Genomic DNA, 23,660 nt, shown 5'->3' on the forward strand with positions numbered 1-23,660 from the left:
ACTCCTTAGTGTTGCTGGGCCGGTCAGACCGTGTCCGGAGACGGGGTCTCGGGCCCCGGGATGGTGCGCGCCTTCACGCTACCGAAGGTGCGGCTGAGGTCCATTTCGGACTCGAGCACCGCGGCGAGGCGGCGCACGCCTTCCCGGATGCGCTCCGGCGTCGGGTAGCAGTACGACAACCGCATCTGGCGGGAGCCGAAACCGTCGGCGTAGAAACCGGTGCCGGACGCGTACGCCACCCGAGCGGTGACCGCGCGCGGCAACATCGCTTTGGTGTCAACGCCTTCCGGCACGGTGACCCACACGTAGAAGCCGCCGTCGGGGTTGGTCCAGGAGCAGCCGGGCGGCAGATACTGTTGCAGCGCCGACAACATCGCGTCGCGGCGTTCCCGGTAGTTCTCCCGGAACTTCTTGATCTGGCCCTTCCAGTCGTGCGTCGCGAGGTAGCGCGAGACGATCATCTGGTTGAAGGTCGGCGGGCACAGCGTCGCGGATTCCGCTGCCAGCACCAGCTTTTCGCGCACCGCGTGCGGCGCGAGCACCCAGCCGACGCGCAGGCCGGAGGCGAACGTCTTCGAGAACGAGCCGAGGTACACGACGTTGTCCGGGTCGAGCGAGCGCAGCGCCGGGTAGGCCTGGCCGTCGAAACCGAGCAGGCCGTACGGGTTGTCCTCGATGATCAGCACGCCGTGCTCGCGGCAGATCTCCACGATCTCCGGACGCCGTTCGACGGAAAGGGTAACGCCGGCCGGGTTGTGGAAATTCGGGATCGTGTAAAGGAATTTGACCCGCTGCCCGGCCTTTTCGGCCTGGCGCAAGGCTTCCCGCAACCCTTCCGGCACGAGACCGTGCTCGTCCATCGCGACGTGCACGACGTTCGCCTGGTACGCGGAAAACGATCCGAGCGCGCCGACGTACGACGGGCCTTCGGCGATCACGACATCGCCGGGGTCGCAGAAGAGCCGGGTCACCATGTCGAGGCCCATCTGGGAACCGACGGTGACCACGACGTCGTCGGGGTGCGCCTTGATGCCCTCGAGGGCCATGATTTCGCAGATCTGGTCCCGCAGCGCCGGAACGCCGTGCGCGGACCCGTACTGCAGGGCGACGAGCCCCTCCTCGGCGATGATCTCGCCGACCTGGGCCGAGAGCGTGTCGAGCGGCAGCGCGGCGAGGTTCGGCATGCCGCCTGCCAGCGAGACGACCTCCGGCCGGCTTGCCACTGCGAAAAGCGCGCGGATCTCGGATGCGGTCATCCCCGCGGTACGCGCCGCGTACCGGTCGAGATGAGGGTCGAGATTGTGGCGGCCGGTCTGCGGCTTGGCTGGGCGGTTCTCGGTCATCGGACACCTGAGGGCTCGGTGGGTACCTGCTGGTAGATCCATCGAGTGTAACCGCGGCCTCTTCCGGCTCCCCGCTCTTCCGGCGCTTGTCACATCGGCCTATCCTCGGGGAGGTTCTTCCGGTGCCGCCTGCGCTTTTGCGGGCGTCGAGGCCGGAGTTGCGGGGTCCAGGGAGGTTTCAGGTGTCACGTCGCGTGGTGGGCGTCACCCTGGACAACCTCGAGCACCTGCCCAAAAGCTGCCGGCAGTGCGTGTACTGGGAGCTCGCGCCGCACCTGAAGGCGCAGGCTGAGGAGTACGGCTCCACCGAGGTCGAGAAGGAAGCCTGGGTGTCCAGCGTGCTGCTGGAATGGGGTTCCTGCGGCCGCATCGTCTACAGCGACACGCTGCCGGTCGGGTTCGTGCTCTACGCCCCGCCGAACGCGGTGCCCCGCTCGCTCGCTTTCCCGACGTCGCCGCCCAGCGCCGACGCCGTCCTGCTCACCGCGTTCCAGATCCTGCCGGAATTCCGCGGCGGCGGCCTCGGCCGAATGCTGGTGCAGGCCGTGGCGAAAGACCTGACGAAACGCGGCGTCCGCGCGATCGAATCCTTCGGCGACGCCATGCCCGACGACGAGGATCCGCTTGGCCAGCACTCGTGCGTGCTGCCCGCGGCGTTCCTGCAGAGCGTGGGCTTCAAAACGGTGCGCCCGCACCCGAAGTACCCGCGGCTGCGCCTGGAACTGCGCTCGGCGATCACCTGGAAGGAAGACGTCGAAGCGGCCCTGGAGCGGCTGCTCGGCCAGGTGACGATCACGACCGCGGAACCGAGCCTCGGCCGAGCCTGACTGTTCCTTATCGCTGCTGTTTCGGATCAGCCAGAATGACCTTGCTGGCACCCACCATGAACAACCCGCCCGGGTTGCTCCCTGCGACCCGTACCACCCGGCTCGGCCGTTACTCTCAGTGCTGATCGACCGGAGCGTTTGGCTTCCCGCCGGACTTCCACCCCTTGCTTGGACAGCCGCGATTGGCCCCTATTCGGAGCCGCCTGAACGGCATCGACCGAGGTCAGCCCGCGCCCAGTTCCCCGCCGGTCGCTCGGGCCTTGGGGGTCGTCCGCCTCTGCCAGACGGGCCCTATACCACCTCAAGATCGCCCGGGAAACACCCACTCCCGGTACCTGTGCACAACTGTGGAAGAACCCCCGAGTTATCCACAGATTGCAGATAGAGGCCGTGGAAAAGCTGTGGATGGATAGAATGGATCTGGGGACGCCCCCCGGTGAGGGCGGGGGTTGCCCCCAGGTGTGGTGGCGGTTGGAGCGGCGCGGCGCAAGTTCTTGTGGCGCCGGTTAAGCGGTGGGGTGGCTCCGGTTGTGGGGTGCCGGAGGGCGCGGTTGGCGGTGTGTGGGGTGGTGGCTTACCTCGTGGTGGGGCTTGGGGGTGCTGGGCCGCGGGCGGTGCGGGTTGTGGTGACTGTGGGTAGTTGTCGGCTGGGGTGCGGTCGGGTCAGTACGGGTAAACGGGGAGCGGCGGCTGGGCGCGCGGAGCGCTCAGAGGGGCGGCAGCCGGTTGGGGCGTGCTGGAGGTGGCCCTGGCGGGATTCGGCGATGAAAGTCCGGTGAAGGGCGTCTCAGGGGGCAGGCAGGGGTTAAGAGGGTGTGGAAGGAAGGCCTGAGGCGACCGGAAGGAAGGCCGCCGGAGAGGGAGGGGGTTATTCGGCCTTCGCGAGTTCGTGGGCCAGGACGTCGGCGAAGGTGAAGGTGCCGGTGGGCTGGTCGCCTTCGCCCAGGAGGTAGAGGCGCTTCACCGCGATGAGGATGCCTTCGGCCACGACGTCCCGGAAGGCGGGGTCGCCAAGGCGGGCGGCGTCGTCTGGGTTGGTCAGGTAGCCGATTTCCACGCGGACGGCTGGGCAGCGCGTGCGGGTGAAGATTTCCCACGTCTTGTAGTGCGTGCGGCAGTCCAGCAACCCAGTGCGGGCGGCGACCTCGCGCTGGATGAAGCCGGCCAGCAGTTCGCCGACGGTGGACGTCGTGCCGTTGCCGGTGCCGAAGTGGAAGCTCGCGACGCCCTGGGCGCGCGGCGACGGGTTGCTGTCGCTGTGCAGTGACAGGAACAGGTCCGCGCCGGCGTCGTTGGCGAAACGGGCGCGTTCGAAGTCCGTCGGGCTGTGGTTCGGGCCTCGGCTGATCAAGGCTTCCATGCCGGTGGCCTGCATGCGGCCTTCGAGCCGGCGCGCCAGGTCCCAGGCGATGTCTGCTTCGCGCAGGCCGCCGGCGACGACACCGAGGTCCTCGCCGCCGTGGCCCGGGTCGATCACGATGCGCTTGCCGCGCAGGCGCGGGCCTGCCTGGCGCACCTGCTCCTGCTCGCGCAGGAAGACCGGGCGGCCGCCGCGGGCGCGTGGCGACGAGAGGCGGTGCAGTTCGCGGATGGTGGCCGGGCCGCAGATGCCGTCCGACGTCAGCCGCATGTCGCGTTGGAACGTGCGCAGGGCGCGCTCGGTCTGGGGGCCGAAGTAGCCGTCCGGGCGGCCCGCGTCGAAGCCCAGCTCGGTGAGCCGTTCCTGAAGAGTGAAAACGTCGTCGCCGTTCACCGGCGACGACAAAAGGTACTGGAGCGGGCGGCTCCCGAGGTGATAGCTGGCGCCCTTGAGCGCCTGGTACGTCGCCTGGCCCACTACGCCGTCGGTGATGAGCCCGCGGCGCTGCTGGAACGCGCGCACGGCCTGCTCCACCGCGACGTCGAACGTGTTGTACCGCTCGGTCCCCGCCACCGGCGGGAGCAGATCCATCCCGGCAAGGATCGACCTGATCTCGGCGACGTCGGGACCGGCGTCACCGCGGCGGAGTACCCGCATGCACTCCTCGCTCTTCCTCAGGCACCGAAACCGGCTCGATGCGAAACAGAAACCCGGGCAGGGGTGTACCCAGGCACCTATTGTGCCCTGTGAACTCTCGGTGAGTACGCAGGCCCGGTCGGTGCGCCGCCGGACGGGTGCGTCTTCCCCAGGCAGACACGCCAAGTGCACCTGCGGACACCCCTCCGCGCGGGTGTCCCCCGAACGTGCGAGAACCCGGGTCGGCGGGTCGAATCGCCGCAGGCCCGGGTTCTCAGCAGGTGGACCGGCTCAGAGCACGTCGGCGAGATCGGACAGCAGCGCGGCCTTCGGCTTCGCGCCCACGATCTGCTTCACCGGCTTGCCGCCCTGGAACAGGATCAGCGTCGGAATCGACATCACCTGGTAGTCACGCGCCGTGTTCGGGTTCTCGTCGATGTCGAGCTTCGCGACGGTGATCTTGTCGCCGTTTTCCTTCGCGATCTCCTCGAGCACCGGGGCGACCATCTTGCACGGGCCGCACCAGGTCGCCCAGAAGTCGACGAGAACGGGCTTCTCGCTGGTGAGGACGTCGTCCACGAACGACTTGTCGGTCACCTTCACGGGTTCGGACATCGCTTGCTCCTTCAACTCGGTGGGAAAGTCAGTGCTCGCCGGCGCCGTAACCGCCGCCGACCAGTTCCGGTGCCTCGTGCGCCTCGGACTCGCCGTGCTCCGCGAGCCATCGTTCCGCGTCGATCGCCGCGCTGCAGCCGGAGCCGGCCGCGGTGATCGCCTGCCGGTAGGTGCGGTCCACCAAGTCGCCCGCGGCGAACACACCGGGCACGTTCGTGTAGGACGTGCGGCCCTGGGTCAGCACGTAGCCGTCCTCGTCCACGTCCACCTGGCCGCGCACCAGTTCACTGCGCGGGTCGTGGCCGATCGCGACGAAGAACCCGGTCACGTCGAGCGTCTTCTCGTCGCCGGACTGCGTGTCGCGCACCTTCAGGCCGGACACCGTCCCGTCGCCCTCGACGCCGGTGATCTGCGAGTTCAGCTGCCACTTGATCTTCTCGTTCGCGCGAGCGCGCTCGAGCATGATCTTCGACGCCCGGAACTCGTCGCGGCGGTGCACGATCGTCACGGACTTGGCGAACTTCGTCAGGAAGGTCGCCTCCTCCATCGCCGAGTCGCCGCCGCCCGCGACCGCGATGTCGTGGTCGCGGAAGAAGAAACCATCGCAGGTCGCACAGGCGGACACGCCGCGGCCGAGCAGCTCCTGCTCGCCCGGCACCTTCAGGTACCGCGCGGCGGCGCCCATCGCCAGCACCACAGCGCGGGCGGCGTAGCGCTTGCCGTTCGCGACGACGTACTTCACGTCGCCGGTCAGCTCGAGCGACTCGACGTCCTCCGCGCGCAGTTCGGCGCCGAAACGCTCGGCCTGCTTGCGCATCTCCTCCATCAGGTCCGGACCCTGGATCCCGTCGCGGAAGCCCGGGAAGTTCTCGACCTCGGTGGTCGTCATCAGCGCGCCGCCGAACTGGGTGCCCTCGAACACCAGCGGTTCGAGCTGTGCGCGCGCCGCGTAGACCGCTGCGGTGTAACCGGCAGGACCCGACCCGACGACGATCAGGTTCCTGATTTCCTCGGCAGCCACCCGTCAACCCTCCGCTCGTCATGACCTGTGCTCCAGGCTCAACACGATCGTAGGTGGAGGTGTTCCCGGCGGTGACGCCCGCTACGTCCGGGCCGCTACTTCTTGCCGACCACCTTGTCGAACAGCTTGTCCGCGTTGCCCGGACCGCAGTCCGCGCCGAACGCGACCAGCCGGAACTGCGCGAGCTTGCCGGTGGTGTAAATCGCCACCACGCCCGGCTTGCCCCCGACGGTCACCGGCCGCACGCCTTCCGGCCGCACGTTCGGATCCATGCCCGCCGCGGTGACGCATGCGTCGAACCGCTTCGAGTCCTGCAGCGGGCCGTAGTTCCGCACGCCGAGACCGCCGCCCAGCAGCGATTCCGCCCCGCTGCCGTCGCTGCCGACGGACGGGCCGCCCACCGCGGACGGTGCGGGCGCGGCGACGCCGGACGTGTCCGTCTTGGTCGTACCGGGAACGGTCAGCGTGATGGCCACCGCGGCGGCCGCGGCGGCGGTCAGGATCCCGGCGCCCCAGCCGAGCTGCCGGTTTCGCCGTTTCCGCGCGGCCGACAGGTCCACCACCGGCGCGACCGGCTGCTCAGCTTGTGGTGCGGGCTGTGGTGCGGCCGCCGGAAACGTGGCCTCCTGCCGGGCCGCCGACTCCGCGGCTAGCGCGGCGTCGAGCCTTGCCGCGAACTCGGCGGGCATCGGCGGGGCCGGTTCCGCGGCGAGCGCGGACAGGTCGGCGGTGGTCGCTTCGAGGGCCTCGAGAATCGCGCGCGCCTCCGGATCCGCGTTCACCCGCGGCCAGAGCTGTGCTGCCTCCTGGTCGTCGAGGACCCCGGCGTGGAGGTCGGCGAGCAGGTCGACAGACCAGGGCGGCCCGATGGTTCCGCCTGCCCCCCGGCTCTCGTCCGTCATCGTCCCTCCCCGTTCCCCGGCGAGCGCTGGGCTCGCCCGGCACTCCGGGACCCCTCCGAAGTGGCGTGCTTGCGTTTGCTTTCGTTAGTTGGGACGTCGCCACCCCCGTCCGGGTTCCGCAGATGCCCGAGAACCTTCGCGAGTTTTCCCCGCCCGCGCGCGCAGCGGCTCTTGACCGTGCCCTCGGCGATGCCGAGCATTTTCGCCGTCTCCGCCACGGAATAGCCCTCGACGTCGACGAGCAGGATCGGCGCGCGCTGGTCCTCGGGCAGCTCGTCGAGCGCCTTGCGGACCAGGAGGCTGGTTTCCTTCTCCGCCATCGAATCGCCGGGCGCGGCCGGTTCGTTGAACTCCCCCGTCTCCGGAAGCGGAACGGTCGGGCGGGCCTGCCTTCGCCGGATCCGGTCGAGGCACGCGTTCACCACGATCCGGTGCAGCCAGGTCGTGACCTGCGATTCCGCGCGGAACTTGCCCGCCGCGCGGAAGGCCGAGATGAACGCCTCCTGCAGCGCGTCCGACGCCTCTTCCGGATCGCGCAGCGTGCGCAGCGCCACCGCCCACATGCGGTCTCGATGCCGCCGGACCAGTTCACTGAACGCATGCGGATCGCCCGCGGCGTGCGCCGCGATCAGATCCGCATCCGTGGGAGCTGCAGCCGTCACCCGGCAGAGCCTACTGAGTCGCCCGCCGAGTCGTGCTCGCAGCTCACGCCGCAGGCAGGAAGCTCAGTTCTCCGATCTGGCTCACGAAGCCGTCGCCGCCGTTGTCGCCCAGCTGGGTGATCCAGACGATGAAGTACTGGCTTTGCGTCGGCTGCTGCAGCGTGATCGTGGTGTCCGGCCCGTTCAGGTCGCCGCCTCCGACCACCTTGGTGTCGTCGAGCTGCGGGTTCTTGCTGTCCGCCGACCGGATCTCGACCTTCGTGCCCGGACTGTTCGCGCTGATCTTCACCTGCGCGAGGTTCACCGGGTTGTCGAACTGGACCGCGATCCCGACGCCGGGCTTCAGCGCGGGCAGCTGCTGCTGGTACTGGTCGGTCTTCCAGACCGTTCCCGGATCGCCGTCGATCGTGTTCTTCGCCCGGCCCGGGTTGTCGCCGGAGCCCTGCGGGTTGTAGAGCGACGCCGACTTCGGGGCCACCGGGTCGCCGATCTTCGGCGCCGCGGGCGGCTGGTTCGCCGGTGGCGGGGCCTGGTTGCCCGGTTTCGCCGGAGCGCTGCTCGGCGGCGCCGCGACGTTGATCGCCGGACCGGTGGGCTTGCCGTCGCCCTGGAACAGGTTGATCAGCATCAGCCCGCCCCACGCGAGGATCACCACGGTGGCGACCACCAGCACGGTGACGCCGAAGGCCAGCTTCCGCCGCCGCGCGACGTCCTTCACCGGCTTCTTCGTGGTCCAGATCGTGCCGTCGGTCTCGGCGGCCGCCTCGTTCTTGCCGACCGCGTTGATCAGCTGGGTGCGTTCCTCCTGCTCGGCGACCTGGCCGAGCACGCGCAGGATGGCCGAGCTGGTGCGGATCCCGCCGCTGCCGCCGTCCTCGATCGTGCGCACGGCCAGCGAAGACAGCTCCGGCGGCACCGCGGGCACCAGCGACCGCGGCGGCACCACGTGCCCCTGCGGCGTGAGCGGGGCCGCGGGGATCGCGGGCGGCCCGCCCGGCAGCGCCCAGCGTCCGGTGAGCAGCAGATACAACACCGCGCCGAGCGCCTTGACGTCGTCGCGGAGAGTGGCTTCCGGCAGCGGGCCGGGGAAGGCGAGCTTGAGCGCGCCGCCCGGCGTGAGCCGCAGCCGCTGCGGGTGGTCGAGGCCGAGGACGAGGCCGTTCTGGTGGGCGTGGTCGACCGCTTCGGCGAGCGCCTGCACCATCCGCGCGGCCGCGGCGGGGGCCACCGGGCGCTGCGCGACCAGGTCCACCAGGTCGCTGCCCTTGGTCCACTCCGCCACCACGACGCCGAGCAAGCCCTCGCTCGAGGTGACGCCGCTGCCGAGGCTGAGCACGTCCAGCACGCGTGCGACGCCGCCGTGCCCGAACTTCGACGCGTGCGCGGCCCGCTCCAGCGTGCGCCGGGCCTGCCGGGCCGCCTCCGGATCCGCCGGATCGCCGACCAGCAAGGTCAGCGCGACGTCCCGCTTGAGCTGGCCGTCGCGTGCCCGCCACAGGTGCGCGGCGGCTCGTTCGTCCACCCCGAACTGGGCAAGCAGGCGATACCGGCCGTCCCCTACGACGCGTCCGGGCGCGAGCGATCCGCCCCGGGCGCGAATGCCCGCGGCGTCCCCCGCCTGCTCGCTTCGTCTCGTGTCCACGCTCTCTCCCGCTTCGCTCCCGGCACCGAGGGTACCCGGATCATCGGTCAGGGAAGCGTCGTGAGTCGTGAATCAATCGTTACCCGCGCTTGATCAATCGGGTGAACCTCGATGTTACGGGCTTCAGCTCCTCGACCTTCAGCGCCATGAGCACCCCGAACGAGACCGCGATCCCGACGATTCCCTGCAGGATGAGCTTGATCCAGGCGTGCGGAACCGGGCTGAGCGACGAGGGCACGATCAGCCCCACGACCCACGCGGCGCCGACTCCGAGGACGCTCGCCACAACGGTGAACAGGATCACCCCGATCACCCGCTTGCTGCGCAGGTTGCCGAGCGTCACCCACAGCCACACCTGGCCGAGCATCGCGCCGATCACATAGGTCAGCGCGTTGACCATCATCACGCCGAGCACGATGTTCTCCGCGTTCAGCAGCACCGGGCACAGGAACAGCAACGGCACCTTGACCACGGTCATCACGATCATGATCAATGTCGGCGTGCGGGCGTCCTTCATCGCGTAGAACACCCGCATCTGGAGCATCACCAGCGCGTACGGCAGCAGCGCGAACGCCGTGATCGCCAGCGCCTGGCCCATCCGCTCGGCGTTCGCGATCGGCCCCTTGCCCATCGCGAACAGCGCGACGCCCATCGAGGTGCCGACGATCGTCATCACCGCGGAGATCGGCACGAGCGTGACGGTGGAGATCCGCGACGCGTAGGACAGGTCGCTGACCAGCTTCTTCGTGTCGCCGTCGGCGGCCGCGCGGCTCATCCGCGGCATGATCGCGGTCAGCAGCGAGACGCCGAGCACGCCGTAGGGCAATTGGAACAGCAGCCACGCGTAGTTGTAGGCGGTGACGCCGCCGGAGGTGCCCTTGGTGAGCACCCGGGTAGTGATCGTGAGGCCGACCTGGCTCACCGCCACGTAGCCGACGACCCACAGGGCCAGCCCGCCGAACTCCTTCATCCGGCTGTCCAGGCCCCAGCGCCAGCGCGGGCGGAAGCCCGACCGCAGCAGCGGCGGGATCAGCATGAGCGCCTGCGCGGCGATGCCGCCGGTCACGCCGAGGCCGAGGGTGAGCACCTTCGGATCGGTGATCGACGGGTGGTCGGTGTCGATCGAACCGGGCATCAGCCACACCACGAGGATGGTGAAGATGACCACCAGGTTGTTGATCACCGGCGCCCACGCGGTCGGCCCGAACACGTGCTTGGCGTTCAGCATCGCCGAGACCAGCGCGAACACGCCGTAGAAGAAGATCTCCGGCAGCAGCAGATAGGCGAACGCGGTGGTCAGGCCCGCGCTCGCCTCGCCGGACGAATCGATGTACAGCGAGGTGAACGCCGGCGCCGCGACCACCGCGATCACGGTGCCGATGAACAGCACGGTGACGCCGGTGGTCAGCAGCCGCTGCGCATAGGCCTGGCCGTGGTCCGGGTCGTCCTGCGAACGCACCAGCAGCGGCACCACCACACTGGTGAGCACGCCGCCGAGCAGCAGTTCGAAGATGATGTTCGGCATCGTGTTCGCGACGTTGAACGAGTCGGTCGCGATCCCGGAACCGATCGCCGCGACCAGCAGCACCTTCCACAGGAACCCGGTGATCCGGCTGATCAGCGACGCGATCGCCATCCGGCCGGACGCCTTGGCGACCGAAGGGCCTTCGTCCTTCGGCTGCTGCGGAGCCTCGGTCGGACGCGCGAGCGGCGCGTCCTTGATCCGCGGCATGACCTGGGTGGCCAGCGCGTCGTACGGGCGCAGCACGTCCGGGTCGGCGGTCGGCCACCGCGAGGGAGCCGCCAGCGGGACGCCCGCGGTGCGCGGGATGAACCGGGTGGCGTCCGGGTCCCGCATCGCTTCTTCCTGCCACGGCCGGACCGGCGCGCCGGGACGCGGGCTGCGGCCCCGGTGCACCGGCGGCGGTGGCGGGCCCGGCGCGTTCGCGGGCGGCGGCGTCGGCTGCGGAAGCTGGCCGCGGGCGGGCGGCTGGTTCGACGGCGGGAGCGGCTGCGGACCCGACGGCGGAAGTTGCTGGGGTCCGGACGGCGGCCCGGCCGGCCGCGGCGGGGGCGGCCTGCGTACCGGCGGCATCGCGGCCCTGGTCGGGGCCGGGCGCTGGCCGTTCGGAGGAGGCGGCGGCGGGACACGGCGCGGCGCGCGGTCCCGGGGCTCACGGGGGTCGCGCGGTTCGCCGCCGCGCGGGTCGATCCGGCGCGGCTGAGCCCGGTCGGACGGTGCCCGGTCAGCGGGCGGACGCTCGTCGGGCAGGGGCATCCTGCGGGTGCCGTTGGGCGGCGGCTGCCTGCGGTCGGCGGGCGGCGGCGGAGGGGGCGGCTGGCGACGGGCGTCTCGGACCGCGCGGCGAGGAGGCTGGTCGTCCCGCCTCGGCGGCGCGCCGTCCCGCCGAGGACGACCCGCACGCTCGGGTGGTTGACCCGGCTCTTTGTCCAACGCGTGCCCAATCCTCGGCGGTCCCCTGGCCTCTGCCATTGTGGCAGCGCCGACCCAGGGTAATCGGGAACGGGCGCGAGCACCCGGCCCCTTCGGCTGTCAGGGCGTGCCGCCTCGGCTTTCCTTGATCCGCCGGTAGATCCGCCGGGACGCCAGCAGCAACAGCGCGCAACCAGCGGCGACGGTGACGATGATGGTGATCGGGCCGTATTCGGTCGAGGTCAGCTCGAACCGGGCGGTCGCGCCGAGATCCGTGCCCGATGGGGTGGTCAACGACACATCGACCGACAGGTGCCCGGCCCGCAGCGCCTCGATCTGCACGTATCGGGTCTGCCCGCCCTTCGCCGGGAAAAGCAGGTCCTTGGCCTTCTCGGGCCGGATGCCCATGCTGTTCTTGAGCGCGATCTGCGCGGTGACGCCGACCGGCAGGTCGTTGTGCACGTACACCGGCAGCGGCGAGGATCCGGACGCGAGCGCAAACGTTTGCTTCGGCTGTTCCACGGTCACCTGGTCGCGGATCGCGGCGAGTTCGGCGGTCGCGTTCGCCGAGGCGGACGAGGACGCCCCGGACGGCCCGAACGCGGTCGAACTGCCGCGGACCAGCGCGTCGCGCACCGGCCCGACGATCGCCCCCGGCTCGATCCGGTTCCTGGGGTCCACCTGCATCGCCGACAGCAGGCCCGCGCTGTCCTGGTCGAGACTGGACAGCTGGTCGGCGACCGCGGCGCCGCCGTCCGAACGGGTGCCGGAGACCAGCGAAGCGCTGCCTTCGGGGGTGCTGCTCAGCAGGTCGGTGAGCGTCGACCCGGCCGTCACGCCCGCGTTGGTGAGCTTGCCGAGCCCGGACAGGAAGGCGTTCAGCTCGTCGGTGGTGGCGTCCCAGCGCCGCGGCGGAGCGATGAGCATCGGCCCGCCGGTCGAGCCATCGGTACGGCCGAGCCCGGCTTCGAACGCGATCGCGGCGAGCCCGTTCTGTGTGGAGACCGCGCGCTGCGACGCTCCGCTGAAGGTGGTCGGCGTCTGCGGGCTCGGCGCGAATCCGGTGAGACCGGCGGTGGCCATCGAGTTGGTCGGCTGCGCGCGCAGGCCGTCGGAAAGCGTCGCCGCGCCGGTGACGGTTTCGTCGTCACCGCCGGCCTTCAGCTTCGCGCTGTCGGTGAGGACGGTCTGGAAGCCGCCGGCCGAAATCGCCGCCAGCGCCTTGTCGTCCGGTGTTCCGCCTGGCCACAGCACGCCGGTTTGCGATTCGACGCCGAGCACCTGGCGGATCGTCGCGGTGCCGTTCAGCGCCGTGGTCATCAGACCGGCGTCGGGATTGCCGTCAGCGCCGCGGATCTTGCCCAGGGTGGCGAGGTCGGCGTCGGCGAACGGCAGCGGGATCACGCAGCGGCCGGTGACCAGCGCCCGCAGTGACGCCAGCCAGTTCGACGCGGCGTCCGCGCCTTTGCCCGTCACCCCGCCGTTGACCCGATAGCCGCCACGCATCGCGTCGACGGTGCGCAGCAGGTCGGGATCGAGGGCGAAGCAGAGCGAACCGCCGATCTTCTGGTTGTTCTCCTGCGCCGCCCGCGCCGCCGAGACCAGGGAATACAGCCGTCCGCCCGGGCTCAGCTCGTCGGCGAGCGAATCGTCGGTGAGTGTCATCGGCACGCCGAACGGCGCGGACTGGATGTGCGGGGTGCTGTCGGTGATCGGCCACAGCACGGCCAGCTTCGAATGCCGCTGCGCCGCCTGGTTGTTCGCGTGACCCGGCGTCGAGAGCACCGGCATGAGCAAGCTCACCGCGGCGAGCCGGGCCGGGCCGCCGTACTCCGGCGTGCCGTTCACGTTCACCAGCAGCGGGTACACCCCCGGCCGCAGCGCGGCGCCGCGCGGGCCGGTGAGCGGCACCGTGATGTTCAGCTGGGCGCTCTGCCCCGGCTCCAGGTCCTCGGCGAGCAGCGAGAAGTCGGTCAGCGGGGTGTCCTGCACCGGATTCCCGGCGAGCACCGAGTCCATCGCGCGCGGGCTGGCCAGGCGTTCGCCGATCTGCAGCCGGGCCATCGGCTTGACGATCCGCCGGGATCCGGTGTTGGTCACCGTCCCGGTCACCGTGATCGCCTGGTCCGAGCTGGTGATCAGGCGCGGGGCCAGCTGGCCGAGGTCGAGCCGCAGCCGGGCGGGTTCCGGCGACGGATTCTCCTGCGCGCCCGCCGGCGCACCGAACAACGCGGTGGCGGCGACGATCAGCAAGGACAGCAAGAAGGCGGCGGGCCGCTTCACTCGGGTGCTCCCTCTCAGCCGCGCTCGTCGGGCGCGAAAAGTTCTGCTGCCCCGCGAACCAGCTTGCGCTCGTCCGCGTAGGCGAGGGTGGTCTCCAGCTCGGCCAGCGGGACCCAGGCGACCTCGGTCACCTCGACGTCCTCGTCCGACAGTTCGCCGCCGGTGGCCTCGAGCAGGAAATGGTGCACGGTCTTGTGCACCCGGCGCTGCTGCGCGACGAACCAGTAGTCGATGGTGCCCAGCGGGTGCAGCACGCGCGCGGAGATGCCGGTTTCCTCCTTCACCTCGCGCACCGCGGTCTGCTCCACCGTCTCCCCGTCCTCGATGTGGCCCTTCGGCAACGACCACAGCAGTCTGCCGTGTCGGTCGAGCCGCCCGATCAGCACCGCGCGTTCCCGCTCCGGGTCGACGACCAGTCCGCCGGCCGAGGTCTCGTCGACCGTGGTCAGCCGCCTGCCGCGGTGGCGCCGTCGCCGCCGGCGCGGCGTCGGCGGTCCGGCGCGACCGGCAGATCCAGACATGCTGCGATGCTAGAGCAAACGGCCGCCCGGGTACTCTGGCTCTCCGTGTCCGTGTCCGGCGGCGTCCGCGGTGGTGGCGCCATTTTCGTGGTGGGATTCGAGTGAACAACCTGGTCGCCCAGCAGAACGCGGTGACGGAACTGATGCGAGTGTCCCCGCTTGCCGACGAGCTGGCCGAGCGCTTCGCGCGCGCCGGCCACAGCTTGTACCTGGTCGGCGGCAGCGTGCGCGACGCGCTGCTCGGCAGGCTGTCGAGCGATCTCGACTTCACCACCGACGCGCGCCCGGACCGGGTGCTGCAGATCGTGAGCGAATGGGGCGACGCGGTCTGGGACGTCGGCATCGCGTTCGGCACCGTCGGCGTCACCAAAAACGGCACGACGCTGGAGATCACCACGTTCCGCGCGGACAGCTACGACCGCGTCGGCCGCAACCCCGAGGTCACCTTCGGCGACACCATCGAGGGCGATCTGCTGCGCCGCGACTTCACGGTCAACGCGATGGCGATCGACCTCGTCGGGAAGACGTTCATCGACCCGCACGACGGGATGGACGCGCTGCGGCTGAAGGTGCTCGACACCCCGGCGCTGCCGCAGGAGTCGTTCGCGGACGACCCGCTGCGGATGATGCGCGCCGCCCGCTTCTCCTCGCAGCTCGGCTTCACCGCCGCGCCGCGCGTGGTCGAGGCGATGACGTCGATGGCCGAGGAGATCGACCGGATCACCGCCGAACGGGTGCAGACCGAGCTGTCGAAGCTGATGCTCGCCGCGGATCCGCGGCCGGGCCTTGAGCTGCTGGTCGACACCGGGCTGGCCGAGCGCGTGCTGCCCGAACTGCCCGGCATGCGGCTGGCGATCGACGAGCACCACCAGCACAAGGACGTCTACCAGCATTCGCTCACCGTGCTCGCGCAGGCGATCGCGCTGGAGAAATCGCACGAGCCGACGAGCGAGCCGGACCTCGTGCTGCGGCTGGCCGCGCTGCTGCACGACATCGGCAAGCCGGCCACCCGCGAGTTCGCCCCCGGCGGCGGCGTGAGCTTCCACCACCACGAGGTGGTCGGCGCGCGGATGGCCCGCAAACGTTTGCGGGCGCTGAAGTACTCGAAGGAAATCGTCGAGCAGGTCTCCCAGCTCGTGTTCCTCCACCTGCGGTTTCACGGGTACGGCGGCGGCGAGTGGACCGATTCGGCGGTCCGCCGCTACGTCACCGACGCCGGCGACCTGCTGACCCGGCTGCACAAGCTCGTCCGCGCCGATTCGACCACGCGCAACAAGCGCAAGGCGGCCGCGCTGCAGGCGACGTACGACGACCTCGAGGCCCGCATCGAGCGGATCAAGGAGCAGGAGGACCTCGACCGCGTCCGGCCGGACCTCGACGGCAACGAGATCATGCGGCTGCTCGGCCTCCCGCCCGGCCCGCAGGTCGGGCAGGCCTGGAAGTTCCTCAAGGAGCTGCGGCTGGACCGCGGTCCGCTGGAGCACGACGAGGCGGTCGCCGAGCTCAAGAAGTGGGCGAAGGCGGAGGGGCTCGGTTCGGGCGAATAGTCCCAAGAAGTGAATTCGGGATCGCGGGTTCGCCACGATCCCCCATTGGGCTCTGGATCATCGACCAGGCAGCCGAGATACTCCCTTTCTTGAACCGAACAGGGGGATCGATGACGCGGCAGCACGACGGGGATCGGCGCGGTGCCAGCTTTCTCGTCATGTTGCTGCGCCGCGGCACGCCCGCGCTGGCCACGGCGACGACCGGGCTGACCGACGAGATCGCCGATCCGACCCCGGTGCGCGCGTTGCAGCGGATCTCGCGGATGGCCGGTCCGGTCGACGAACGCAACCGCGACGGGTTGCTGCTGCGGGCGGCCCGGTACGTCGTGCTGGTCCCGCTCGTCTACCGGTTGCTGGTGGTGCCAGCGACGTTCATCTCGTACGCGGTCAAGCACGGATCGCCCGGGCTGGCGTCGGTCGCGATCGTCACCGTGTGCTCGGTGGTGCTGAGTGCGTTCGGCCTGTTCTGGATGATGCGCCGGGCCCCGTTCCGCAGCGATCTCGCGGGGCGGCTGCTGCTGGTCGACCTCGTGGCCACGCTCACCTTTGAGCTGTTCATGGGCGCGACGGTGTCGCCCGCGGTGTTCCACGACGCAGTCGGTGTCGCGGACAAACACCTGCTTGGCAGCGTCGCCCTGCTCACGCTCGCCGTCGGCATCCCGTCCGGGATCGGGCTGGCGGTGCTCAGCCTGCCGGTGCGGCTGCTGTCGGATCTGCTCAACCACGGCACGTTCGATTTCGAGCAGGCCGCGTCGCTGTACCCGACGATGTTCGGCGTCCTGTTCACCGCGGTCGGCGCGCTGATCCTGCTCGGGCTCGGGATCCGGCTGGCGCTGGCGTACGGGATCCGCAACGGGCGGCTCGCCGAACGCGCGCGGCAGCACCGGATGCTGCATGACACGGTGCTGCAGACCCTGGAGGCGATCGCGCTCGGCGGTCCCGGCGATTCGGATCAGCGGCTGGTCGAAGTGCAGCGGCTGGCCCGCGCGCAGGCGATCGAGCTGCGGCAGACGATCGAGACCGCCGCCGCGCAGCGGGCCGAGGAAGGTGCGCGGCCGCTCGGCGAGAAGCTCGCGGCGCTGGCCGCGGAGATGGCGCGCGACGGTCTCCGCGCGCAACTGGTGATCGCTGAGCTGGACAACGACACGCTGTCGGAGGTCCGGCAGATCGCGATCCGCGACGCGGTGCGGGAAGCCATGCGCAACACGATGAAGCACGCGGAGACGGACAAGGTCGTGGTGCGCGTGGAGGAACGCAACGGCGGGATCGCGGTGATCACGCGGGATCACGGCACCGGGTTCAGTCCGCAGGACCGGCCGGCCGGGTTCGGGATCAGCGAGTCGATCACCGCGCGGTTGTCCGAGGTCGGCGGGACTTCGCTGGTCGAATCGAGTCCGGGCAGCGGAACGAGGGTGACGTTGTGGGTGCCGCTGTGAGCGGAGTGGCCGGTGCGCTGGCGGCGTATCGGGACGGCGACATCGAGCTGGCGGGTGCGCTTGCGTCCGCGGCTGGGACGCCGTTGGGCGCTGAGCTGGCGGCGTATCTCGCGGCGGGGCCGAGTGGTCCGGTGTACGACCAGCCTGCCGCGTTCACGGCGTTCATTCGCGGAGGCGGGAACGTCGAGTTGTACCGGCGGTTGAGCGAAGAACTGGCCGCGCGGTACGACTCCTGGCGTCCGGCGGCGTTGCTGGATCTGGGGTGCGGCGACGGGTTGGCGATCGAACCGGCGCTGGCGCGGGCCTCGTTCCGGCCGGAGCGGATCGACCTCGTGGAGCCGTCGGAGGCGCTGCTCGCGGACGTCGAAGTCCCTGGTGCGCGCCGATTTTCGTTGACCGCACAGGACTTTCTCGCCGCGGATGGTTCCACGTGGAATCTCACGCAGTCGACGTTCGCGCTGCAGTCGATCGAGCCTGCCGCCCGCGCCGAGGTGCTGAGCGCGTTGCGGCCGCGGACGGAACGGTTGGTGCTGGCCGAATTCGACGTGCCGGACACCGCTGACCTGGAGTCGCTCGCGCAGCGGTACGAACGCGGCGTCGCCGAGTACGGCGAGCAGGCTTCCCTGGTGGCACAAGGATTTCTGCTGCCCGTCCTGCTCGGCGTCGCCGCCGGGAAAGCCCGCACGAACTGGGAACATCCGGCCGCGCAATGGACCCGGCAGCTCGAAGCCGCCGGGTTCGCCGACGTGACCGTGGAACCGCTCGCGGACTACTGGTGGTCGCCCGCCGTGCTGATCACGGCTTCACAGCCGGGATAGCGTTCCCTGCTCCAAGTGCTGCGCGATCGGCCGCGGCAGCAGGTACGCCGTGGCTCCGCCGGGCTGCTGGCCCCACGGCGTGGTGACGCCGGTCAGCACCCGGATCGTGCGCTGCACGCGGTACTCGTGCCGGTCGCGTTCGCGGTCCGGCGTCAGCGAGGTTTCGAGGAACCGCACCGAATTCGCGTGCACCAGGTTCCCGGCCTCGGGACCGAACCGGACGATCGTCGTGCCGGCGGGCAGCGCGACGATCCGCTTGCCGCGGAAGAACGACAGCGGCGGCTCGCCGCGCATCGGCAGGATCGGCCAGTCCGCGGGCTGATCGGATTCCTCCGGAGCCTGCGGTGGCAGCATCAGCAGCGTGCCGAGGAGGAACCGGGACGCGTCGGCGAGGTTGGCGAACGCCACCGGCTCCACCGCCGGCGGACGCGACACCTCCCAGCCGTTTTCCGCGCGGCGCAACGTCCACACGCCTTCGGCGGGCACCTCGTCCGCGCCGATCCGGTACGCCGACGCCGGCACGCCGTGCTCGACGAGCCGTTGCTGCAACAGCGCTAAAGTCTCGGCCCCGCGCAGCGCATGGGTCTGTTCGCCGCGGACCGCGCGGGCGAGCGAGCTGTCGTCCGGAAGATCGGCCTCGGTACGTCCCGGGCGCGGTTTGCCGAGCACGTCGGCCTCGGCGGTCGCGCGGACCAGATCGCGCACGATCGGCGGCCGGAACCCGGCGGCGCGGATGTGCTCGACCAGCTCCGGCTCCGGCGGAACACCGTATTTGCGCAGGTAGTGCGGCACGGCGGCGGGCCAGATCCAGGTGCCGTCGGTGTGGAACGCCTGCGGCACGTCCGGCGGCGCGCCGGGCGCGAAGATGTCCGGCTGCGGCACCGGGCGGTGCAGCACGACCGGCGAGCGGAAGAGGTAGTCGAGCACGCCGCGGACCTGGTCCGGCGGCACCGGCGGACGGTTCACCACGGGCCGTTCGCCCTCGTTGTGCGCGTCGACCGGACGCGCCTGGCGGAATCCGACGGTCAGCGGGAGCCCGGCCTTCGCGCCGAGCCAGTCCGGCAGGTGCTTGTCCGGACGCGGGAAACGGGTCAGCTCGACGAGGTAGGACTCGCGGGCGGGCTCGCCGCCGTCGTTGGGCGGCAGCCGCCAGTCCGGCTCCTGGTCGGCGTCGAAGTCGAAATCGAACTGCGAATCGGCGTCGAGCGTGAAGGTGCCTTGGAACCAGGTGCCGCTTTCCGGCTGGTACATCGCGGCGCGCAGCTGGGTGAACAGCGTGCTCAGCTGCGGCGTGCCGGGCAGCGACACCGAAACCGGGCCGTTCTCGTCGCCGACCGCGCGGACCTCCAGCTCGGAGTAGTCGCCGACCTGCCGGAACTGCGCCGCGACCCGCGACCATCCGCCGGGCACCTGGCGCAGCGTGCGGCCGATCCCGCGCAGGATCCGCGTCTGGTCGCCGCCTTCGGTCTCGGCCTTCGGCTCGCCGTAGTCGTGCCGGGTCAGCCACAGCCCGGTGAGCTGCTTGCCCGGGACGGTCACCGAGAAATCGGTGAGCCCGAGCTGCGCGGCGCGCGCCGGATCGTTCCGCGTCCAGCGCAGGGTCAGATTTGCCTGATCGCCCGGCGCGACCTCGAACAGTTCGTCGTCGTATTCGACGTAGGTGCGCAGGTCGAACGTCGCGGGCACCTCGTTCGCGAGTACGACTCTGGCCGGCTTGCCCTCGTGCTCGCGGTCGAAGCCTTCGGGCGCTTCCTCGTCACCGATGACGGTCAGCAGCAGCGTGCCGTCGGTGGTGGAGCGTTGTGCCGCGAAAGTGCGATCGTCGAGCGTCGCGTACAGGCCGTCTGGGCGTTCTCCCGATTCCACCCGGTACCGCACGTCTGGTTCCTCCCCGAAGTCCCCCGTGTAGCCGCAACGAACCTATCTGACCGTGTCACGACCCGACCATCGGTCACCGGAGACGGGAGAATATGCGCCCACAAATACCTGCTCGGGTGACCGATCAGTGCCGTGGGTAGCGCTGAACCCAGGCGTCGCCGAGTGCGTTCCGCGCCGAATGGCGGTCGAAATGCCACAGCGCGTCGGTCGCCACCTGTTCGATCAGGTGGTGCAGTTCGAGCTGCTCGACCCACTTTCGGGGCAGCCCGGGAACGCCCACCCGCGCGCCGAGCAGCGCACCGGTCAACGCGCCGGTGAGCGCGCTGCGGCCGGAGTGGTTCACCGCGCGCAGCATGGCCTGCTCCGGGTAGTTCTCGAAGCCGGACAGCGCGGCGAACGAGCGGCCGAGGACGGACAGCGTGCTGTGCCCGTCTCCGATCAGCTCCGGCATCCGCAGGTCAGGCAGGCCGTGTTCGCCGAAGAACGGCACTGCCTCGGCGACCAGGTCGCGCACTGGTCCCCACTCGGGGCCGTCGTGCTCGTCGAGGACCTCGCGGGACAGGTTCCACACCGGATAGCTGAACGAATCTTTCGTGAGCGCCTTTTCGAACACCCACGCCAGGTACGTAGAGGCAGCCACGTCGTCCGGCTGGTGCGTCACGCCGGCCAGATCGCGCACGACCTGGCCGATGCCGCCGCTGAACCCGGTGCCCGGACCGGCCGCGGTCAGCACCGCGGGCAGCGAACCGACCAGCGCGGCCGGGCCGGACAGCGGCGCGGCTTGCGGATCGCCGGTGACCAGCGCGTGGTACGCGTTGAGCTCGGCGTCGTCGATGGCGCGGCGGGCGTGCAGTTCGGGCACCTTGACCAGGAAACCGTCGGCGTTCTGGATCGCCGCGCCCTGCGTGTGCAGCCAGCGGCCCAGCGCTCCGCGCACCACGCCGGGGAACAGCTTCTCGACGTCGCGCGATTCCGGCTGTTCGCGATGCGGGCTGCGGATCACCGCCTCGGTGAGGAAAAGCAGCCGCTGCGTCATCGAGCCGATCCGGCCCGGCTGATCGAACGCGAGCGGCAGTTCGCGGACGCCGTCCGGACCGTAGGTCGAGACGATCTCGTCCAGCCGCATCCGGTCGACGGCCGATCCGAGCGCCTCGCCGAGCGCGAACCCGACCCACGCGCCGACCACCCGCTGCCAGCCGTAGCGGAAGTTCTCCAGGCTCGTCTCGGGGTATTTGCCGAACGTGTCGAGCTTCGGGACCATCCGGCCCTCGTTGTCCCAGGACGGCACGAGACCGTTGGCGCGCAAGTCGTTCGGCCGCGAACGGCTCGGCTCCGGCTGTTCGAAGCGGCGCAGCCACGACCGGCCGAGAACGGTCTTGCGGCATTCGTCTGCGGTCAGCTCGAACCCGTGCCGCCGCGCGCGTTCCGCGGCCGCCTTCGGCACGTCGACCGGCTTCTCCAGCCCGATCCGGGCGGCGGTTTCGACGGCGAACTTCTCCAGGTTTTCTTCGATCTCCGGGCAGCGGCCGTTCTCGTCGACCCGAGGCTCGTGCCGGGGGAACCGCTTCGCGATCGCGGTCAGCTCGGCGCCCGCGACGTCCTCGAACGTCGCCGGACCGCCGTTGATCACCAGGTTCGGCGGGTGCTCGAACTCGGCGAGTGTCGCTAAGTCGACCCGCCACCAGGCGTGTTCGCGGGCGGGCAGATGCCGGGTCGAGCTGAAGACGCGCAGCTCGTTGCGTTCCTCGGAGAAGTAGAAACGGTCGGTCGCGCCGGTTTTGAGATCGAACGGCACGAAGACTTCGCAGCGCAACAGGCCGATCAGCAGCTGTTCGCGCGAGAGCCAGCCGACGCTCGCGAAAGCGAGGAGGGTTTCCAGCGGATTTTCCGGCTTCGGGTAGCCGCGGCGGATCGGACCGGCCTTGTACTCGGGGTTCTCCCGTTCGTCACCGGTCTGGTGGCCGTCGTTGTCGACCTTGACCCAGCCCGCGACCGCAGGCAGCGGCACACCGAGCTCGCCCAGCCCGGCCTTCGCGTACTCCGGGTCGACGACCTCGCGCCAGCTCTCCTGGCCCGGGTACGCGACCGGGGTGCTGAGCCCGCCCGGATGCGGATGCGCCTGGCGCAGTTCGCCGTCCGGCTCGCGCACGAGCACCGACGGAGCGGGGAAGAGTTCCTTGTCCGGACGGCCGTCGTCGAGGAAGGCGACGGTGTTGTAGGGAATCGACCAGCCTTCGGGGACCCGCAGCACGCGGTCGTGGTCGACCCGGAGGCCGCCCGGCCCGGAGACCTCGGGGCCGTGCACGGCGCGCAACCACTTCCCGACCTTGTCCACCGCTTCCGCCGCTTCCACCTACTCGATCCTCTCCAGGCTTCCGTCGGACTCGTGCTCCGCGATCGGCTTGGGCAAGACGTACGCCACCGCGCCGCCGGGAAGGTTCGCCCAGGGCACCGTCACCCCGGTGATCACGCGGAGTGATCTTCGGAGGCGAAAAGTGCTGGTCATGCGCTCCCGTTCGAGTGGCAGGGACGTCGTCGCGAACCGTACCGCCTGGTGGTGGACCAGGTTGCCGGGTTCTTCACCGAATCGCAGGACGACGGTACCTTCCGCCAACCGAGTGAGTCTCTTGTTCCGCAGCAGCGTGAGGGGAGGGTCACCCGGGACGGGCTGGACCGGCCAGTCGGCGACCTCCCGCGCGGTTTCCAGCGGGGTTTCGCGGCCGCCGGTCGCGCGGGCGGGATGCAGCAGCAGTGCGCCGAGCAGCTGCTGAGCGGCGTCTTCGAGGCGGGCGAAGGTCTGTTCGCGGCCGTCCGGCGCGACGACCGCCCACCCGGCTTTGACCTGGTAGAGGCTCCATTTTCCGGCCTCTCGGCCACCGAGACAGCGGACGTCGCGCCACACGCCGAAGGACTCGAGCCGGCGGCTGAGGTGGGTCAGCAGTTCGGCGTCGGACAGGACCGGGTCCGGGTTGGTTTCCCGCTCGGCCGCGATGTCTGCCGCGGTCCGCTGGAGGTCGTCCGGAGTCGGTCGCGGACGAGGCTTCCCGAAAAGATCGGCTTCCGCGGTGCGGCGCACCAGATGCTCGACGTACGGCGGGTGAAAGCCCAGGTCACGGATGTGCTGGAGGAGCTCCGGTTCGGGCGCTGTGCCGTGTTCTCTCAGCTGCTCGGCCACTTCGACCGGCCAAATCCAGGTGCCGTCGGTGCGGTGATTTTCGCCGACCTCGGCCTCGCGTTCGAGGTATCGAAGGACGAGCGGCAGTTCTTCCTCCGACAGCGGTTCGCCGGTTCCGGCGGCGGCGTGCCGGAATTCGACGCCGAGCGGGAGTCCGACGTGCAGCCGCCACCAGTCGGGCAGGTGCTCGTCGTCGCGGGGGAAGATGGCGAGTTCGGCGAGGTAGGCGGCCGAATCTGGCGGCGTCGTCCACGGGGGCTCGCCGTCGGTGAAATAGTCGAAGTCGAACGCGCCGTCCGGGGTGAGCACGTAACGCGCCTGAACCCAGGTGCCCCGGCCCTCTTGATACATCTCAGCCCGCAACGCGGTAAGCCGCTGGACGACCTCCGTGCCGGCGACGGTATTGCGCGCCTGCACCTCGAAATGGTCGCCGAGCTGGGCGAATCCGATCCCGGCCGCCGCGTCCCCATCGGCCCGGTTCGCCTTGATCAGCCGACCGATCTCGACGAGCGCCTGCTGACCGGTACTCGTTGGTTCCACGTGAATCATTTCGTCCGGAG

Annotated in this window: 17 protein-coding genes; 4 read left to right on the forward strand and 13 right to left on the reverse strand. The window is 70.3% G+C overall.

What is annotated here, in order from left to right; all coding sequences use genetic code 11:
• Positions 1-23 precede the first annotated feature (23 nt).
• On the reverse strand, positions 24-1,343 hold the full coding sequence (locus ABD156_RS32180) for an aminotransferase-like domain-containing protein (protein WP_344282443.1): 1,320 nt from the start codon (positions 1,341-1,343) through the stop codon (positions 24-26).
• Between the two features lie 182 nt (positions 1,344-1,525).
• On the opposite strand from ABD156_RS32180, the gene ABD156_RS32185 reads away from it, so the two are divergent.
• On the forward strand, positions 1,526-2,170 hold the full coding sequence (locus tag ABD156_RS32185) for a GNAT family N-acetyltransferase (RefSeq protein ID WP_344282446.1): 645 nt from the start codon (positions 1,526-1,528) through the stop codon (positions 2,168-2,170).
• 868 nt (positions 2,171-3,038) lie between these two features.
• On the opposite strand, the gene ABD156_RS32190 is transcribed toward ABD156_RS32185, so the two are convergent.
• The 9 genes from ABD156_RS32190 to ABD156_RS32230 form a co-directional block, all read right to left on the reverse strand.
• Positions 3,039-4,187, reverse strand: coding sequence for an N-acetylmuramoyl-L-alanine amidase (locus ABD156_RS32190; protein ID WP_344282451.1), 1,149 nt, complete (start codon positions 4,185-4,187; stop codon positions 3,039-3,041).
• A 270-nt stretch (positions 4,188-4,457) separates the two neighbouring features.
• Entirely contained in the window at positions 4,458-4,781 is a 324-nt protein-coding gene (trxA, locus tag ABD156_RS32195) for a thioredoxin (protein ID WP_009085330.1), read from the reverse strand.
• Positions 4,782-4,809: 28 nt separating this feature from the next.
• A complete protein-coding gene (gene trxB, locus ABD156_RS32200) occupies positions 4,810-5,802 on the reverse strand; it encodes a thioredoxin-disulfide reductase (RefSeq protein WP_344282458.1) in 993 nt (330 codons plus the stop codon).
• A 95-nt stretch (positions 5,803-5,897) separates the two neighbouring features.
• On the reverse strand, positions 5,898-6,704 hold the full coding sequence (locus ABD156_RS32205; protein ID WP_344282461.1) for a hypothetical protein: 807 nt from the start codon (positions 6,702-6,704) through the stop codon (positions 5,898-5,900).
• The gene (gene sigM / locus ABD156_RS32210) at positions 6,701-7,366 is read right to left on the reverse strand and encodes an RNA polymerase sigma factor SigM (protein ID WP_344282464.1); all 666 of its coding nucleotides are present in this window, start codon (positions 7,364-7,366) and stop codon (positions 6,701-6,703) included. The genes ABD156_RS32205 and sigM overlap by 4 nt, the downstream gene beginning before the upstream one ends.
• A 43-nt stretch (positions 7,367-7,409) precedes the next feature.
• Positions 7,410-9,008: a protein kinase family protein gene (locus tag ABD156_RS32215; protein WP_344282467.1), complete on the reverse strand. Its 1,599-nt coding sequence runs from the start codon at positions 9,006-9,008 to the stop codon at positions 7,410-7,412.
• Between the two features lie 79 nt (positions 9,009-9,087).
• Positions 9,088-10,866, reverse strand: coding sequence for a murein biosynthesis integral membrane protein MurJ (gene murJ / locus ABD156_RS32220; RefSeq protein WP_344282470.1), 1,779 nt, complete (start codon positions 10,864-10,866; stop codon positions 9,088-9,090).
• 696 nt (positions 10,867-11,562) lie between these two features.
• Positions 11,563-13,725 (reverse strand): DUF6049 family protein, encoded by a 2,163-nt coding sequence (locus ABD156_RS32225; RefSeq protein ID WP_344282473.1) that lies wholly within the window; start codon positions 13,723-13,725, stop codon positions 11,563-11,565.
• 14 nt (positions 13,726-13,739) lie between these two features.
• Positions 13,740-14,246, reverse strand: coding sequence for an NUDIX hydrolase (locus ABD156_RS32230; RefSeq protein ID WP_009085315.1), 507 nt, complete (start codon positions 14,244-14,246; stop codon positions 13,740-13,742).
• Positions 14,247-14,347: 101 nt separating this feature from the next.
• Between ABD156_RS32230 and ABD156_RS32235 the strand changes: the two genes are divergently transcribed.
• From ABD156_RS32235 to ABD156_RS32245, 3 genes are all read left to right on the forward strand, one after another.
• Positions 14,348-15,793, forward strand: coding sequence for a CCA tRNA nucleotidyltransferase (locus tag ABD156_RS32235; protein ID WP_344282476.1), 1,446 nt, complete (start codon positions 14,348-14,350; stop codon positions 15,791-15,793).
• A 110-nt stretch (positions 15,794-15,903) separates the two neighbouring features.
• Entirely contained in the window at positions 15,904-17,229 is a 1,326-nt protein-coding gene (locus ABD156_RS32240) for a sensor histidine kinase (protein ID WP_344282478.1), read from the forward strand.
• The gene (locus ABD156_RS32245) at positions 17,214-18,047 is read left to right on the forward strand and encodes a class I SAM-dependent methyltransferase (RefSeq protein WP_344282481.1); all 834 of its coding nucleotides are present in this window, start codon (positions 17,214-17,216) and stop codon (positions 18,045-18,047) included. The genes ABD156_RS32240 and ABD156_RS32245 overlap by 16 nt, the downstream gene beginning before the upstream one ends.
• Here ABD156_RS32245 and ABD156_RS32250 read toward each other — a convergent pair.
• The 3 genes from ABD156_RS32250 to ABD156_RS32260 all read right to left on the reverse strand — a co-directional run bounded on the left by ABD156_RS32250 (position 18,033) and on the right by ABD156_RS32260 (position 23,649).
• Positions 18,033-19,925, reverse strand: coding sequence for a TNT domain-containing protein (locus ABD156_RS32250; protein ID WP_344282484.1), 1,893 nt, complete (start codon positions 19,923-19,925; stop codon positions 18,033-18,035). The two genes, ABD156_RS32245 and ABD156_RS32250, sit on opposite strands and share 15 nt — an antisense overlap.
• Before the next feature lie 124 nt (positions 19,926-20,049).
• Positions 20,050-22,278: an ADP-ribosylglycohydrolase family protein gene (locus ABD156_RS32255; RefSeq protein WP_344282487.1), complete on the reverse strand. Its 2,229-nt coding sequence runs from the start codon at positions 22,276-22,278 to the stop codon at positions 20,050-20,052.
• Positions 22,279-23,649, reverse strand: coding sequence for a TNT domain-containing protein (locus ABD156_RS32260; RefSeq protein ID WP_377926018.1), 1,371 nt, complete (start codon positions 23,647-23,649; stop codon positions 22,279-22,281).
• Positions 23,650-23,660: the final 11 nt, after the last annotated feature.

It is taken from the genome of Amycolatopsis albidoflavus (assembly GCF_039525725.1).
In the GTDB taxonomy this organism is placed as follows: domain Bacteria; phylum Actinomycetota; class Actinomycetes; order Mycobacteriales; family Pseudonocardiaceae; genus Amycolatopsis; species Amycolatopsis albidoflava.

Bases quoted from the DNA above. Each gene is read 5' to 3' on its own strand.
- ABD156_RS32180 (WP_344282443.1), bottom strand. From the start codon at position 1,343: ATGACCGAGAACCGCCCAGCCAAGCCGCAGACCGGCCGCCACAATCTC.
- trxA (WP_009085330.1), bottom strand. From the start codon at position 4,781: ATGTCCGAACCCGTGAAGGTGACCGACAAGTCGTTCGTGGACGACGTC.
- ABD156_RS32205 (WP_344282461.1), bottom strand. From the start codon at position 6,704: ATGACGGACGAGAGCCGGGGGGCAGGCGGAACCATCGGGCCGCCCTGG.
- ABD156_RS32240 (WP_344282478.1), top strand. From the start codon at position 15,904: ATGACGCGGCAGCACGACGGGGATCGGCGCGGTGCCAGCTTTCTCGTC.
- murJ (WP_344282470.1), bottom strand. From the start codon at position 10,866: ATGCGGGACCCGGACGCCACCCGGTTCATCCCGCGCACCGCGGGCGTC.
- ABD156_RS32230 (WP_009085315.1), bottom strand. From the start codon at position 14,246: ATGTCTGGATCTGCCGGTCGCGCCGGACCGCCGACGCCGCGCCGGCGG.
- ABD156_RS32260 (WP_377926018.1), bottom strand. From the start codon at position 23,649: ATGATTCACGTGGAACCAACGAGTACCGGTCAGCAGGCGCTCGTCGAG.
- ABD156_RS32190 (WP_344282451.1), bottom strand. From the start codon at position 4,187: ATGCGGGTACTCCGCCGCGGTGACGCCGGTCCCGACGTCGCCGAGATC.